Origin of the sequence: Planococcus ruber (assembly GCF_022819085.1) — a bacterium.
Taxonomy (GTDB): Bacteria; Bacillota; Bacilli; order Bacillales_A; family Planococcaceae; genus Planococcus; species Planococcus ruber.
The window spans coordinates 1-14,908 of the sequence record NZ_JALHAG010000003.1 but is presented as its reverse complement, the minus strand read 5'-3'; the positions used below and the strand labels follow the sequence as shown (position 1 = coordinate 14,908).

Annotated in this window: 14 protein-coding genes and 1 rRNA gene; 1 reads left to right on the top strand and 14 read right to left on the bottom strand. The window is 45.5% G+C overall.

The genetic code is table 11. The features are described from left to right. Nucleotides 1–127 precede the first annotated feature (127 nt). A complete protein-coding gene (locus MTR82_RS07675; protein WP_246808595.1) occupies nucleotides 128–895 on the bottom strand; it encodes a TatD family hydrolase in 768 nt (255 codons plus the stop codon). Between the two features lie 212 nt (nucleotides 896–1,107). Beyond that, complete coding sequence (gene metG / locus MTR82_RS07670; RefSeq protein ID WP_052649524.1) at nucleotides 1,108–3,075, bottom strand: methionine--tRNA ligase; 1,968 nt, start codon at nucleotides 3,073–3,075, stop codon at nucleotides 1,108–1,110. Between the two features lie 326 nt (nucleotides 3,076–3,401). Here metG and MTR82_RS07665 point away from each other — a divergent pair, with 326 nt between their 5' ends. Continuing rightward, on the top strand, nucleotides 3,402–3,686 hold the full coding sequence (locus MTR82_RS07665) for an AbrB/MazE/SpoVT family DNA-binding domain-containing protein (RefSeq protein WP_199876640.1): 285 nt from the start codon (nucleotides 3,402–3,404) through the stop codon (nucleotides 3,684–3,686). A gap of 63 nt (nucleotides 3,687–3,749) precedes the next feature. On the opposite strand, the gene rsmI is transcribed toward MTR82_RS07665, so the two are convergent. From rsmI to rrf, 12 genes are all read right to left on the bottom strand, one after another. Beyond that, on the bottom strand, nucleotides 3,750–4,619 hold the full coding sequence (gene rsmI, locus MTR82_RS07660; RefSeq protein ID WP_246808594.1) for a 16S rRNA (cytidine(1402)-2'-O)-methyltransferase: 870 nt from the start codon (nucleotides 4,617–4,619) through the stop codon (nucleotides 3,750–3,752). Next, entirely contained in the window at nucleotides 4,616–4,885 is a 270-nt protein-coding gene (locus MTR82_RS07655; RefSeq protein ID WP_246808593.1) for a GIY-YIG nuclease family protein, read from the bottom strand. The genes rsmI and MTR82_RS07655 overlap by 4 nt, the downstream gene beginning before the upstream one ends. After that, nucleotides 4,872–5,609 carry a tRNA1(Val) (adenine(37)-N6)-methyltransferase gene (locus MTR82_RS07650; RefSeq protein ID WP_279577032.1) on the bottom strand — a complete coding sequence of 246 codons (738 nt, stop codon included), beginning with the start codon at nucleotides 5,607–5,609 and terminating at the stop codon, nucleotides 4,872–4,874. Before MTR82_RS07650 ends, MTR82_RS07655 begins: the two co-directional genes overlap by 14 nt. 111 nt (nucleotides 5,610–5,720) lie before the next feature. After that, nucleotides 5,721–6,080, bottom strand: a complete 360-nt coding sequence (gene yabA / locus MTR82_RS07645) for a DNA replication initiation control protein YabA (protein WP_052649529.1) — start codon at nucleotides 6,078–6,080, stop codon at nucleotides 5,721–5,723. Between the two features lie 10 nt (nucleotides 6,081–6,090). Beyond that, complete coding sequence (locus MTR82_RS07640; RefSeq protein ID WP_246808591.1) at nucleotides 6,091–6,903, bottom strand: PSP1 domain-containing protein; 813 nt, start codon at nucleotides 6,901–6,903, stop codon at nucleotides 6,091–6,093. Between the two features lie 4 nt (nucleotides 6,904–6,907). Next, nucleotides 6,908–7,900: a DNA polymerase III subunit delta' gene (gene holB / locus MTR82_RS07635; RefSeq protein ID WP_052649531.1), complete on the bottom strand. Its 993-nt coding sequence runs from the start codon at nucleotides 7,898–7,900 to the stop codon at nucleotides 6,908–6,910. Nucleotides 7,901–8,290: 390 nt separating this feature from the next. Beyond that, nucleotides 8,291–8,620, bottom strand: a complete 330-nt coding sequence (locus tag MTR82_RS07630) for a cyclic-di-AMP receptor (protein WP_052649532.1) — start codon at nucleotides 8,618–8,620, stop codon at nucleotides 8,291–8,293. 94 nt (nucleotides 8,621–8,714) lie between these two features. Then, nucleotides 8,715–9,350: a dTMP kinase gene (gene tmk / locus MTR82_RS07625; RefSeq protein ID WP_052649533.1), complete on the bottom strand. Its 636-nt coding sequence runs from the start codon at nucleotides 9,348–9,350 to the stop codon at nucleotides 8,715–8,717. A 122-nt stretch (nucleotides 9,351–9,472) separates the two neighbouring features. Beyond that, nucleotides 9,473–11,587, bottom strand: coding sequence for an RNA degradosome polyphosphate kinase (locus MTR82_RS07620; protein ID WP_246808590.1), 2,115 nt, complete (start codon nucleotides 11,585–11,587; stop codon nucleotides 9,473–9,475). A gap of 91 nt (nucleotides 11,588–11,678) precedes the next feature. Continuing rightward, complete coding sequence (gene ppx / locus MTR82_RS07615; protein WP_425023908.1) at nucleotides 11,679–13,247, bottom strand: exopolyphosphatase; 1,569 nt, start codon at nucleotides 13,245–13,247, stop codon at nucleotides 11,679–11,681. A 16-nt stretch (nucleotides 13,248–13,263) separates the two neighbouring features. Beyond that, entirely contained in the window at nucleotides 13,264–14,691 is a 1,428-nt protein-coding gene (locus tag MTR82_RS07610) for an aminotransferase class I/II-fold pyridoxal phosphate-dependent enzyme (RefSeq protein WP_246808589.1), read from the bottom strand. Between the two features lie 136 nt (nucleotides 14,692–14,827). Beyond that, nucleotides 14,828–14,908: ribosomal RNA gene (gene rrf, locus MTR82_RS07605) — 5S ribosomal RNA — on the bottom strand; the annotation flags it as partial.

The window sequence follows — 14,908 nt, the reverse complement described above, 5'->3', positions numbered from 1 at the left end:
TCACTTGAGTGATTATATAGTCTCGAATTCAACGTGTCAACATAAAGGCTTTTAGGGACGATCGCTACATTTTTCCCAAATAAGGGCTCAGCAAGAAAAAAATCATCCTGCTGAGTATTCGGGCTTCTTATTTCAAATTAAAGAAATGCTCTGCATTCTTGGTTGTTTTTTCAGCTACTTCTTCTACCGTCAGCCCTTTTAAACGGGCAATTTCTTCGGCCACAAGCGGCACATAAGAAGGTTCGTTTCGCTTGCCGCGGTAAGGATGCGGCGCAAGGTAAGGGGCATCCGTTTCAATCATCAAATGTTCGATCGGAATCAATTCAGCCACTTCTTTCGGCTTTTTGGCATTTTTGAAAGTTACAGGACCTCCTAACGAAATCATAAAATTCATCTCAATGCTTTCACGGGCCGTTTCGACGCTGCCGCTGAAGCAATGCATCACGCCGCCAATTTCTTCTGCCTTCTCTTCTTTCAAGATGCGCAAAACATCTTCTGTCGCTTCCCGGTTGTGGATAATAATTGGAAGCTTCACTTTCTTAGCCAATTGAATCTGCTTCCGGAAAATATCCTGTTGCACATCTTTTGGCGATTTGTCCCAATGGTAATCCAAACCGGTTTCGCCGATGCCGACCACTTTCGGGTGGGCTGCCAATTCTTCAATCCACTGTAAATCCTCAGGCGTGCAATCGATCGCGTCGACCGGATGCCAGCCTACTACCGCGTATATAAACTCGTATGTTTCCGTTAACTCCATGGCCCGTTCAATTGTCGGGCGATCAAAGCCGATGACAATCATTTTTGTAACATTGTTTTCTAATGCACGGTTAATGACCTCTTGCAAGTCCTCATCGTATTGATCTGCGTTTAAATGTACGTGGGTATCAATAAACATATTCATTCTCCTCACATTAATCCTTATTTTAATGGTTTATCCTGTTTCTTTCTTCACACCAATATTACATTTGTATAACAAAACATGTTTTTTCGATATCAAAATGAGCTTTACCTGATAAATATGGACCAATTTTAGCCAAAATAAAAAATGGTCTGCATCAATAAACAGACCATTTTATTATTTTTTTGTTCTTCAAACATGCTTTCAGTTTACTTAATTTGGGCACCGTTTGGCAATTTTTGATCGACTTCCGCCAATGTTAAATAGCCATTTTTCTCTCCGGCGAGAATCATGCCTTGCGACAATTCTCCACGAAGTTTAACCGGTTTTAAATTCGCCACAACAATCACTTTTTTGCCGACCAATTCATCGGGTTTGTAATGCTCAGCAATCCCGGATACGACTTGGCGCTGCTCATAGCCCATATCCAGCTGCAGCTTTAACAGTTTCGATGTTTTCGGCACCGGCTCACACGCCGTAACGGTTCCGACACGCAAATCGACTTTCATAAAATCATCGATTGTGATCTCTGGAACATCCGGCACTTCCGGAGTTTCTTCTATTGTTTCTTCCGCTTCTGCAGGAGCCGTATCTCCGCGCATTTGGTCACGGATGTAAGCCACTTCCGGCTCTACTTCAAGACGCGGGAAAATCGGCGTTCCTTTGGCAACCACTTTGGTGCCTGCAGGGATGTTGCCGAAGCTGTCCAATGTCTCCCATGCCAACGCTTCTTCTGTCAGACCCAGCTGCTCGATGATTTGTTTAGGAGCATTTGGCAAGAACGGCTGCAGCATTACCGCTGTCATGCGCAAGCTTTCTGCCAGATGCGCCATAGCAGAAGCCAATTGGCCTTTTAGCGCTTCATCTTTGGCCAGGACCCATGGCTGCGTTTCGTCGATGTATTTATTCGTACGGGAAATCAACGCCCAAACTTCGCTTAAGACCATGCTGAACTGCATTTTTTCCATATGCTGTTCATACGTTTCAACCGTCTGTTTCGCCACTTCCTGCAGAACGCCGTCAAATTCTGTTACTTGCCCTTGAATTTGCGGAATTTCCCCGTTGAAGTATTTATTGATCATCGAAACTGTGCGGTTCAAAAGATTCCCTAAGTCATTCGCTAGGTCATAGTTGGTGCGTTCCACGAATGATTCCGGTGAAAAGACGCCGTCCGAGCCGAATGGCAGCTCACGCAAAAGGAAATAGCGAGTAGCATCCAAGCCGTAGCGTTCAACAAGCATTTCCGGATAAACGACATTGCCTTTTGATTTCGACATTTTGCCGTCTTTCATCATGATAAAGCCGTGTGCAAAGATTTTCTTCGGCAACGGCAAATCGAGTGCCATCAAGAAAATCGGCCAATAGATTGTGTGGAAGCGGACAATGTCTTTTCCGACCACATGCACATCTGCCGGCCAGTATTTATTGAATGCCGAATCGTCTTCGGATCCGTAGCCGAGAGACGTAATGTAGTTGGATAACGCATCCACCCATACATAAATTACGTGTTTTGGATCTCCAGGAACTGGAATGCCCCAGTCAAAGGAAGTACGGGAAACCGAAAGATCCTCCAGGCCGGGCTTGATGAAGTTGTTGATCATCTCATTTTTCCGTGATTCCGGTTCAATGAATTCCAAATGATTTTCATAGTAATCCAATAAGCGGTCAGCGTATTTCTTCATATTAAAGAAGTACGACTCTTCTTTTACTTTATGGACTGGGCGCCCGCAATCCGGACATTTGCCGTCTACTAGTTGCGCTTCGGTATAGAACGATTCGCAAGGCGTGCAGTACCAGCCTTCGTATTCCCCTTTATAAATATCGCCATTGTCGAGGAACGTCTGGAAAATCTTTTCGACGCCTTTTTTATGGCGGTCTTCCGTCGTACGAATGAAATCATCGTACGTGATGTCCATGATCGACCAGACGTTTTTGGCTGCTGCTGCCATGTTGTCGACGTATTCTTGCGGTGCTAGTCCTGCTTCTTGCGCTTTCTCTTCAATTTTTTGGCCATGCTCGTCCATTCCAGTCAAAAACCGGACGTCAAAACCACGCAAGCGTTTGTAACGGACCATTGCATCGGACGCTACGGTCGTATAAGCCGTGCCGATATGGAATTTTCCGCTTGGATAATAAATAGGTGTGGTGAGGTAAAATGTTTTGTTTTTAGCAGTCACGAAAAATTCCTCCAGTTTCTTTGTATAGTTCTTATTTTAACGAAGTCGACAATTTTGTACAATCTTTCAATTCCTCCACCCTTTTTCGACAAAATAAATACAAATTATTCCATAAAAAAAGGCAAATTTGACCTCTAAAAAAGAAATTTTAAAAATAGAATAAAAAAATGAAAAAATATATCAAATTCACGTCACGAATTAATGAAATTTATTATGATTTCGATAGTTTTTTATTGACCAAATTGCCAGTAGTTGGTATGATTTATGACAGGAAGTGGTAAATGTCGAATTTTGACGAAAACATCCGACAAAATCGAGGGGAGACTATTATTATGAAATCGACAGGAATTGTACGTAAAGTTGATGAATTAGGCCGCGTTGTTATTCCAATTGAATTGCGCCGCACACTAGGAATTGCTGAGAAAGACGCTTTGGAAATTTACGTAGACGACGACAAAATTATCTTGAAAAAATACTTACCAAATATGACTTGCGCTGTTACCGGAGAAGTTTCCGATGAAAACATGCAACTTGTTGGCGGTAAGCTGATTTTGAGCAAAGAAGGCGCTGAAATGCTCGTAAATGAGATTCAGAGCAACCTCAAAAAATAAATCATTTAGAAAAAACCGAAACGCATCTGGCGTTTCGGTTTTTTGCTTTTGGCGCTGTTTTTATCAGACATGATACGCTTGGTACACATCGCGTTTCGACATTTTTCGCTCGACCGCGACTTCTTTAATGGCTTCTTTTGACGAAAGTTCTTTCTTCTTCATCAATTCTTCGACATGCGCGGAAATCGACAGGGATTCCCACCATTGTTCTTGAATTTCTACGTCCGGCGAATCGGTTCCTTCTATTATAATGCAAAACTCGCCGCGGATTGTATTCTCTTCCGCCCATAGGGCAGCTTCCCCTACCGTACCGCGCAGAAACTCTTCAAACTTTTTGGTCACTTCGCGTGCCATGACGATCTTCCGGTCCTCCCCAAAAGCTTTTTGCACCGATTTTAAGCTTTCCTTCAAACGATGCGGCGCTTCATAAAAAATGAGCGTCTCTTGTTTTTGGCTGAGCACTTCAAGTTCAATCTGCCGCTCTTTTTTATTGCGGGATAGGAAACCATAAAAAAGAAATGGCTGCGGCGAAATGCCGGAAGCAATCAACGCACTGAGCGCGGCATTGGCTCCCGGTACCGGCACGACCGGAAAGTCTTCTGCCACTGCTCGGCGAACGACGTCTTCCCCTGGATCAGAAATGCAAGGCATGCCGGCATCGCTGACTAGCGCAACCGATTTGCCTTCCTGCAAATACGACAAAATTTTAAAGCCTCCGCTCTCCTGGTTATGTTCATGGTAGCTGACAAGCTTCGTCTGGATGTCAAAATAATTGCACAGCTGTTTCGTGTTGCGCGTATCTTCTGCCGCAATGATGTCCACTTCTTTTAAAATACGGATCGCCCGCACTGTCATGTCTTCCAAATTGCCGATGGGCGTGGCAACGAGATAAAGCGTGGCTTTGTTTTCCAAAAAACTTTTTTGGGATTTCATTGGCCCTCCCCTTTCTTTTCGGCAATATACCGGATTTTCTTCGGCTTCGCCAATTGCTTAAACGCATATTCCGCTTTCATGGCCGCCGGTTTTGTGTCAAACCGTTCATGGTGAATCATTTTCACCGGCCCTTTTGCCCGGGTGTACTTTGCGCCTTTTCCCGCATTATGGGCTGACAAACGCTTTTCCAAATCGTTCGTGTAGCCGGCGTAATAGGAACCGTCTGCACATTCCAACACATAGAAGTAATGATCAGTTGTCTCCATAAAGCAGCGCTCTCACTTCTTCTGTATATTCGCCTTCGGAGTTGTAGACAATCAGCGGCGGCAGGATTTTCAAATCGGGTTTGCCGTCTTTGATGCCTTCGATCAATAGCGTATTCGCTTCTTTTCCTTCTTTCGGGTACACGAGGCGAATGCGTTTCGGCTCTAACCGGTTCGCCCGCATGGCAGAAATGATGTCGATCAGCCTTCCCGAACGATGGACGAACGCCGCTTTTCCGCCTTGCTTCAATAATTTGCTGGCCGCATTCACGGCTTCATCCAACGTTAAATGAAGTTCATGGCGGGCAATGGCCATATGTTCACTAATGTTTTTATCGCTCATTTCATGGGCTGGAAAATAAGGCGGATTGCAAGTGACCACATCGTATTTTTCGATTCCCAAGCGGGCAGGAATTTCTTTGACGTCGCCTTCGATGATTTTGATCTGTTCCGTCAGTTTATTATACGCGACGCTTCTGCGTGCCATATGGACAAGCCGCTCCTGCAGCTCCACGCCGACAATCGACGATTCCGTACGGGCGCTTAAAAACAAGGGAATCGCGCCATTTCCCGTACACAAATCGACGATTTTTCCGCGCTTTAACGGCACATAAGCAAACCGCGCCAAGAGCACCGCATCCAACGAAAACGAAAACACCGAAGGGCTCTGGATAATCCGTAAATCTTCTGCCAATAAATAATCGAGCCGTTCATCATCCATCAACATTTGTTCCACTCCTCTAAAGAAAACGCAAATCTCGTTTCTCTATTTTCTTATTTAATAACAAAAGGCTGCCGCCACACGAAGTGTCGGAAGCCTTTCGGTTAAAATGGCATGTTAATTTTGTTTGTTTAAGAACGATAAACAAAATAGGCAATCGTCGCCTTTTCGGGAACTGCCGAAATGAACATTGCAGACATGATACCCTTCGTGGTAAAGGCGCGCTAAGTTGTCGTAGCCTTCCCCGATATCCATGACCGCTTTTTTCAATTTCACCGGATCCACTGCCGCTGTTTCAGGCACCGCTTTGTGAAGTTCATCCAGCCGTGCGCGCAGATGATGATTCTCCAGCTGCAGGGCATGATGCTCTTCCATTGTATGGGCCACTACTGCTTTCAACTCGCGAAATTGTTCTTGCATCGATTCGAGCTGCTGCTCAAAATCCATCACCGTGTCTAAAAAGTTCTTTTCTTTCACTTAAACCACCTCACGCTCTCGTTCCTTGGCCCATGATCTCACTTAATGCATACTCTAATGTCTGTTCCTGCTCAGAAAGACGGATTTTCAAAACGCGCTCTAAAATATTCATGCTGACGACGCGGCCGTCTCCGTCCGGCGTCGATACACGCGCGCCTACATCCGGCATTTCTTTTTTCGCTGTTTCGTATTCGTCGTTTTCGTATTTCAAGCAGCACATCAAACGGCCGCACAACCCCGAAATCTTCGAAGGATTCAACGATAAATTTTGGTCTTTCGCCATTTTGATCGACACCGGTTCGAAATCGCCAAGGAATGTGGAACAGCAAAGCATGCGGCCGCATGGACCGATGCCGCCAAGCATTTTCGCTTCATCCCGTACCCCGATTTGGCGCAATTCAATGCGTGTCCGGAAAATGGAAGCCAAATCTTTTACCAAGTTGCGGAAATCGACGCGGCCTTCAGCCGTGAAATAGAAAATGACTTTATTGCGGTCAAAGGTATATTCCACATCGACCAATTTCATTTCCAGGCGATGCTCTTCGATTTTTTCCGTTCCCATCTCAAATGCACGGCTCGCTTCCAGGCGGTTCTCTTCTACCTGCTTTCGGTCGCGGTCGCTTGCTACACGCACCACTTGCTTCAGCGGCAAGACGACATCGTGTTCTTCAACCATTTTGGTCGGCACCACGACTTTGCCGTATTCAACGCCCCGTGCAGTTTCCACGATGACGTAATCGTCTTTTTGGATCACAAATTCCCCTGGGTCAAAATAATATATTTTACCCGCTTTTTTAAAGCGGACACCTATTACGTTATACACTCGCTTACCCCTCCTGCAGATTCAGCATTAATTGCTCCATCAACAGAGTTCGGTTCATATTGCGCGGCAATTGCTGCTTCGCTTGCAAAACAGCCTGCAATTGCTTAGACAACACGTTAAACGAACGCTGCAACGCCATCTGCTTCCAAGTTTCTTCCATGTCTGGATATGTTCTTGCCGTCTCAAGACCTGCTTTCACTGAAGCAATGTCCCGATATGCAAATAATAACATGTCCAGCCCTCTTTCGGCATCCTCTTTTTCTTTAAATAAAGGAAGCCAATCCGATTGAAGCAATAAAAGCGCCTCGTGGACATTCTGGCTGGCAACATCGACTAATTTTAACACACTCTTGCGCTGTTGGATGAAATCTTCATCTGAAGCAAGCTGAACCGCTTCTTCTGTGCTTTGCGTCAACATGCTGACTGTCGCCGCCATCGAAGCGGTCATGCCGTCCTGCACCAGCTTCTCCATCATTTTTTGCCTGGATAGCGGCTGGAAAGATACGAGCTGGCAGCGGGAACGGATCGTCGTCATGATGGCATTCAACCGTTCCGTCAATAAAATCGCCGTGACGTTGAATTCCGGTTCTTCCAGGAACTTTAACAGCGCATTAGCAGAAGAATTATTCATACGGTCTGCTTCTTGGATCACATATATCTTACGGCCGGAACTAAAGCCTGTTTTATTCATCTTGAAGATCAATTCCCTGATTTGATCGATTTTAATGTTTTGGCCATCCGGTTCTACAAAGAGAATATTCGGATGGTTGCCGGAATTATAAAGCTGGCAGCTTCGACATGTTTCACATGGAACATTTTCTAAAGGAGTTTCGCAAAGCAAAAGCTTCACGAAAAAATGTGTGATTTCGGTCAATCCGGAACCTGCAGGGCCTTCGAACAGATAGGCATGAGCCAATCGATCTTTCTTATAGGCGCCCTGCAGCCTTTTCATCACGACCGGCTGCATTTCTTGAAACTCTTCAATTGTCTTCTGCACATTTTCACCTTCAGCCTCTGTAAAAAATCCCGTGTTCCGAATGGAGCACGGGTGTCTTGTATAATAGTTGACTATATAAGATGAACTAAATAGTTTTACTAATTGATATTCCACAAAACAGCTACGCTTTCCGCGGGCTCGCGCTAAGCTAACTCGGGCTAGACGCCCGAGTGGATCTCAGCACTTCACTGGTCCCGCAGGAGTCTCCGCTGTTTTGCTCCATATCAAGGTGTCTCTTAGCGCCGGCGCGTCCCCGGGCTGAGCGGAGCAATAAGACGAGTGCTCTTCTCGGCTTATTGCGGGAGCTTTGCCCAGAGCGACCGAAGCGGTGTGTAAAAGCTAATTCTTAAGTTCAACTTATATGGCAACCGTGGATTTAATTAATGATTTTTAAAAATGATGGAATTGCTCGATCGGCAAGACGAAAATAGTGGCTCCGCCTACTTCCACTTCTACCGGATACGGAATATAAGAATCGGCATTTCCGCCCATCGGCGATACCGGCGCAACCATTTGTTCACGTGAACGGCAATTGTCGCGGATCAAATCCATCAATTTCGGCACAAGGCCATCTTCCACCCCGATCAAAAAGGTGGTATTTCCTGAGCGCAAAAACCCTCCTGTACTGGCAAGTTTTGTAGCCCGGAAATCATTTTTGGTTAAAGCGTTGGATAATCGGTTACTGTCTTGGTCCTGCACAACTGCTACGACGAGTTTCATCAGCACTCACTCCTTTTTATAGTCTTTCTATAAGTAGTATACCATGAATTGTAAACTTCATAAGATAGCATTCCGCACATTTTAAAGCCGTTGTCTAAGCTTCCGGCTTCTGGACAAAAGCTTGTACTTTCTCCAAAGCGTCTTCAAACACAAGCGCCAATTCCTGAGCCGCATCAATCACTTGGATGCGTTCCGGGTATGCTTCCACCAACATCTGGTACCCTTCTCTGACCGCCAGATGGAATTTCATCGACTCCAAGTCAAGGCGGTTCACTTCCCGGCCGTCGTCTTTCTGGATACGGCTGAGGCCGATTTCCGGCTCGACATCAAAATACAAGGTCAAATCCGGCATGTAGTCGTCGATGGCGAATTTATTGATGGAATAGATTTCCGCAACGCCGAGCCCCCTCGCATGCCCTTGGTACGCCAAACTGCTGTCTATGTAGCGGTCGCATAAAACAATTTTTCCGGCATCTAACGCCGGAATGACTTTTTCGACCAGATGCTGTCTTCTGGCAGCCGCATACAATAAAGCTTCAGTGCGGCCGTCCATTTTCGTATTCTTGCTATCTAAAATGACATGGCGGATCTGTTCGGCAATTTCAATGCCGCCCGGTTCTCTCGTGCATTCGACTTCAAAGCCTTGCTGCTGCAGCGCTTCCGCCACCAGCTTCAAGACCGTCGTTTTGCCCGAGCCTTCCCCGCCTTCTAATGTAATCAAATAACCCACTATTCATTCACCCGTTTTCCTCATGTTCTACTCCTTTCACTATACAGGAAAGGAGCCGCTTAATACATTGTAAGCCTTGTGCCTAAAAGAAAAAACAGATGTCCGGCACATCTGCTTCTCTGCTACTCTTCATCTTCTGCCACTTGGTAAGCTTCATTGTATAGCACAAGCTGGCTATTGATTTCGGGGTCGCCTTTTTTCCGTTCTACGTAGTGGTAGCGGCCATGCGCATCCTGTTCTCTGGCCTTTACATTATCCCGCAGCGACACATCCAAAATATGCTTTACTTGGTTTTTGATTTCATTCTCGAAAATCGGAAAAAGGATTTCGATGCGATTCTCCATATTGCGGGTCATCATATCGGCTGAAGACAAAAACACCTTTTCTTTGCCGTTGTGGTGGAAATAATAGATGCGGCTATGCTCCAACAGCCGGCCGACAATGCTGATCACCCGTATGTTTTCGCTCACCCCTTTGATTCCTGGACGAAGGCAGCAAATGCCCCTTACGATCAAGTCGATTCGGACACCCGCGATGGAAGCTTGATAGAGCTTCTTAATAATCGCTTTATCCGTCAGCGAATTCATTTTGGCAATGATGCGGCCATTGCCATGTTTCCGCTGAAATTCGATTTCATCTTCGATCATTTGGATAAAGTCGTACCGGATCGTAAAAGGTGCAACGGAAAGGTGATGGAATTCCGGCTTTTCCGTATAACCGCTTAAATAATTAAAGAAGTTCGTCGCATCCACGCCAAATTCTTTTTTCGATGTAAATAAACTCATATCCGTATAGATTTTAGCCGTCTGGTCATTGTAATTTCCGGTGCCTAAATGAACAAAGCGCTCGATGTGATCGCCTCTTTTTCTTACCACAAGCGTAATTTTGCTGTGGGTTTTCAGATGGGTCATTCCGTAAATTACATGGCACCCTGCCTGTTCGAGTTCCCTTGCCCATTGCACGTTGTTTTCTTCATCAAAACGGGCTTTCAATTCGACCAGCACCATCACTTGTTTGCCTTTTTCCGCCGCCCGCTTTAACGCTTTGATAATAGGAGAATCACCGCTTACCCGGTAAAGGGTCTGCTTGATCGCCAGTACCTCCGGATCATCAGCAGCTCCGGAAACGAATTCGACGACCGGCTCGAAAGACTGATACGGGTGATGGAGAAAGAGATCCTTTTCCATCACCTTCAAAAAGATGTTTTCATTGAAGGCGAGGTCAGGCGACGGCTGGGAAATACGGGCGGTATAGATTAATTTTTCGTGGGTTTTCTGCATCGTTTTATAAAAGTTGAAAAATAAGGTCAGGTCAAGCGGACCTTGGATTTCATAGACATCCTTTTTCTGCACTTCCAGTTCATCCATTAAATACGGCAGCAGCTCTTGGTCAAAACTCTCTTTTTGAATCTCCAGGCGGACCGCTGCCCCCCACTTGCGCTTTCTCAGCTCTTTTTCAATTTCTTTCAGCAAATCACGTGCGCCTTCTTCGTGGATGGTCATATCGGCATTTCGGGTAATCCGGAAGGCCGATACCGATTTGACGGCAAAGCCCGGAAACAGCTTCCCGATAAAGTGGCTGATGATGTCCTCGAGCAAAACGATGCGTTCTTTTCCCGCTTTGGCATCCAACTGCACTAAACGGTCAATAACGGAAGGAACTTGGACAATCGCCGTCTTATAGCGGATTTCTGGCTCTTCATTCCGGTCTTCCAAAACGACTGCCAAATTGATGCTTTTATTGAGAAGCATAGGAAACGGCCGGTAAGCGTCAATAGCCATAGGCGTCAACACCGGGAAAATCTGTTCATCATAATAACGCTCGACAAATGCCAAGTCCTGAGGATTCAATTCTTCCATTTTAAAGAACTTGACCCCTTCGTGCTTCATAGCCGGAATAAGCACATTTTGAAGGGTCTCATGCTGCAGCTTCACCAATTGGTGGGTTTTGTTCGCAATTTCTTTTAATTGGAGCCTCGGGGACATCCCGGCTTTATTTTCCGGCTTGCTGAAGCCCACTTTCACTTGATCCTGCAGCCCCGCTACTCGGACCATGAAAAATTCGTCCAGATTTGAGCTGAAGATGGCTAAAAACTTAAAGCGCTCGAGTAACGGATTTCGCTTATCCAGCGCTTCCATTAACACCCGCTCATTGAAAGCCAACCAGCTAAGTTCCCGGTTATTATAGTAAGAAGGGCTATTCAATTCTTCCTCCTGCTTGTTTATCGTTTTCACCATCACCACCACCTTTATCTGCAATTTGCCGCTCCTTCAATTTTAGTACGTAGAAATTAGGGTTGTTGCCTAAAGGCTGATTCGATTGCTAAGATCATGTAAACTGAAAATCGATATTTTTCTTTAATTGCTTCTCCAAGTGTTTTTTCTGTTTTTCCGCCTGATATTGTTCCGGTTTCCAGTCCTGCGTGCATTTGACATGAAACAATAAACCGTCTTTAGCCGGTTCGATATGGACGGATTCGATAATATTCCGCTTTGTCGCATTTAAACTATAGGCGAGTTTGACAATGGCACCAAATAGGCTGTATTTGGCCAACTCTTCTTTTGAATACCATTCCTGGTAAAGCGCCGCATTCCGTTTAAATACTTCTTTATTTTTAAAAGAAGCAATCAAAGCGACTGTCAGCCGCTCTTTATGGAGCAGTCCGTCGATGGTCCGGTTTGCCAGCAAATAGAACGTATGCTGGTTGCTCGCTTCCGCATCGATATACGTGCCTAGATTATACAAAGCGCTGCCAAGACGGATGAATTTCAAGTCTTCTTCATCTAATTCAAGCAGCCCGATTCTTTCCAATTCATGTGCAATCATCAACGCGTGGGTGCTGACATGAGTCGCATGCGTCAAATTGATGTCATAATCACTCGCAAGCTCATAAAAGCTTTCTTCCATTACATTCGGAAAAATGGACAGCTCGAAGTCTTTCGTCAATTCTTCATAAAACACCCCATCTCTCAGCCCTTTTCGGCTCAAGACAAAGGTTTCGGCTTTGATTAAGTCCATGAGGCAAGAAAAGACTTCAACGGCTGGAATGATAATGTCGGACCGGTCTTTGGAAAGGCCCTCTACTTTCTGGACATCGGAAAAATCCAAAGACAGCAGCATCTCGTTCATTTTTTTAACCTCATGGATGGACATCATGTATTGATGGATGCCGGCAACCGGGTATTCGATATACTCCTGGTGAACTTGCGCCAGATTTCGGGCACTGCCTCCAATGCCGATCAACGGCAATTTCTTATCCGCTAGCCAAGGCAAACTTTCAAATTGCTCCTGCAAAAACTTCCGCAGCTTTCGCAGTTCATCTTTCGTCGGCATATCGCCTTTGATGAACTGCTGTTTTAAGGACAGCGCCCCGAACGGAAAACTATAGAAATAAATCAATTTGCGATTTTTGAAAAATGTAATCTCAGTACTGCCCCCGCCAATATCCACGGTTATCCCATCTCTAAAAGGGGTTGAATTGACGACTGCCAAAAAACCGTAATTGGCTTCTTCGTATTCCGATAAAATACGGATCGAGAAATCGGTCTCCTCTTCTACCCGCTCAATGATTTCCTGCTGGTTATTGGCTTGGCGAATCGCTGCAGTAGCTACACATTTCACTTCCTGCAACTGATGATGCCGTGTGACTTCCTGGAAACTCTGCAAAGTATGTACCAGGACGTCAATCCCTTCACTTCCCATTGCACCAGACGCCGTCAAATAATTGCGCAGGCGTGCCACTGCCTTGACGTTTTCGCTTTCCGTCAATCTTCCGCTCTTATCCCGCGTATAGATCACCAATCGCATCGTGTTAGAACCGATATCCACAATCGCATACTTTTCCTCGCTCATCATGACCATCACTTCCTGACTGTAGGATTTCTTATACTCCTCCATACCCATTTTTAAGCATTCATCGACGGCTTTTTTCAGGAAGCACCCGAATTAATTTTTCAGAAAGCCTGTGCTCTCCTTGAATTTGTGCACCGGCTGCCAAATAGTCCAGCAAACTCTTTAATTTATCGGTGCTCCATCTCTCTCCTGCCAATACGAGCGGAATTCCAGGCGGATAAGGCACAATCATAGCTGCCGATATACGCCCCTGAGCCTTCGTATAAGAAATCCATTCCCCTTCAGTCTCCAATTCAGCAAACGTTGCTTCTAACGTACTCAACGCCTCCTGAGGATGCACCGTCACATTTGCCGCATTGTGCGGTACTTCTTTTAATTTCTCCAAAGCCTTTTTAATTCGGCTTCTCACTTCTGCAAACGAAAAGTCCTGCCCCCACTTCAATAAAGGCAAAATCAATAAGACCTGGTAAGGATCGGCCAGCTCGGCATGAATGCCTTCCTGCTCGAATAGTTCTTTTAATTGATAACCGCTATGATGTGGCACACGAAGCAACAACTTTAACGGATCGTCAGCTTCGTAAACTTCTAAATTCGGCAAACTCTTCAAACTCTCTATGAATTGGTTGCGCTTTTCAGCAAAATTCTTCTTGTCCGGCTGCGAGTAGTTTTGCAGGTAGGCCCTGGCATCATCCAACGACGCCATAATGACGTATGACGGGCTGCTGGATTGAAGCATCCGCAAATACTTTCTTATTTTCTCCGCGGAAAGCAACGGTCCTTGAACATGCAGAAACGACCCCATCGTCATAGCCGGCAATGTCTTATGTGCGGAATGGACGACCGCATCTGCACCCATCGCTAAAGAGGATAAAGGATAGGGCGATCCTAATTGAAAATGTGCTCCATGAGCTTCATCCACCAATACGGGCATCCTTTGTTCATGGCATAATTCGATGATTTTTTCCATGTCGCTTGAAGCCATTCCATAATAATTCGGATACGTGAGAATTACAGCTTTGGCTTTTGGATATTCTCGGATCGCTTCCTCGATATCCCTTAACCTCACCCCTCCAGCAGTCAATGAAGTGCCATCCCATTCAGGTGAGATAAAAACAGGGCATGCTTTGGTCAACTCCAAGGCATGGAAAATGGATTTATGCGAATTTCTCTGGACGATTACCTGGTCTCCTTTACCGCAAACTGCATAAATCATTGCCAAATTCCCAACAGTGGAACCATTTACTAAGAAAAAACTATGCTCCGCGCCATAAGTTTCTGCTAACAGTTGCTGAGCTTCTTTGATTACTTCTTCAGGATAATGCAAATCGTCTAAGCCGGTGAGCTCTGTCATATCATATGGAAGTACTTGTTTAAAGTCGGCTGGAAGCTCTGAAAGCAATCCATTTTTATGCCCAGGCACATGAAAAGAAATGGGCCGCTTCCGCTGAAATTCGGTTAACGCTTCTACTAAAGGTTTTCGCTGTGTCATAATCGCCATCCTTATTTGCTTTAATAGACTCCATTATACAGAAATTCTTCACTTCTTTTTAAGCAGACCGTTTCATTCATCTAGATAAATGAACGCAAAAAAAGCCGTTACCGGCTACGGTAACGACTTTTCAGGTGCCCAGCGACGTCCTACTCTCACAGGGGGAGACCCCCAACTACCATCGGCGCAAAAGAGCTTAACTTCCGTGTTCGGGATG

Excerpts from the sequence above, each read along its gene's own strand:
- MTR82_RS07675 (WP_246808595.1), bottom strand. The coding sequence starts at position 895 with ATGTTTATTGATACCCACGTACATTTAAACGCAGATCAATACGATGAG.
- rsmI (WP_246808594.1), bottom strand. The coding sequence starts at position 4,619 with ATGAAATCCCAAAAAAGTTTTTTGGAAAACAAAGCCACGCTTTATCTC.
- MTR82_RS07655 (WP_246808593.1), bottom strand. The coding sequence starts at position 4,885 with ATGGAGACAACTGATCATTACTTCTATGTGTTGGAATGTGCAGACGGT.
- MTR82_RS07650 (WP_279577032.1), bottom strand. The coding sequence starts at position 5,609 with ATGTTGATGGATGATGAACGGCTCGATTATTTATTGGCAGAAGATTTA.
- MTR82_RS07630 (WP_052649532.1), bottom strand. The coding sequence starts at position 8,620 with ATGAAACTCGTCGTAGCAGTTGTGCAGGACCAAGACAGTAACCGATTA.
- MTR82_RS07620 (WP_246808590.1), bottom strand. The coding sequence starts at position 11,587 with ATGGTGAAAACGATAAACAAGCAGGAGGAAGAATTGAATAGCCCTTCT.
- ppx (WP_425023908.1), bottom strand. The coding sequence starts at position 13,247 with ATGGAGGAGTATAAGAAATCCTACAGTCAGGAAGTGATGGTCATGATG.
- MTR82_RS07610 (WP_246808589.1), bottom strand. The coding sequence starts at position 14,691 with ATGACACAGCGAAAACCTTTAGTAGAAGCGTTAACCGAATTTCAGCGG.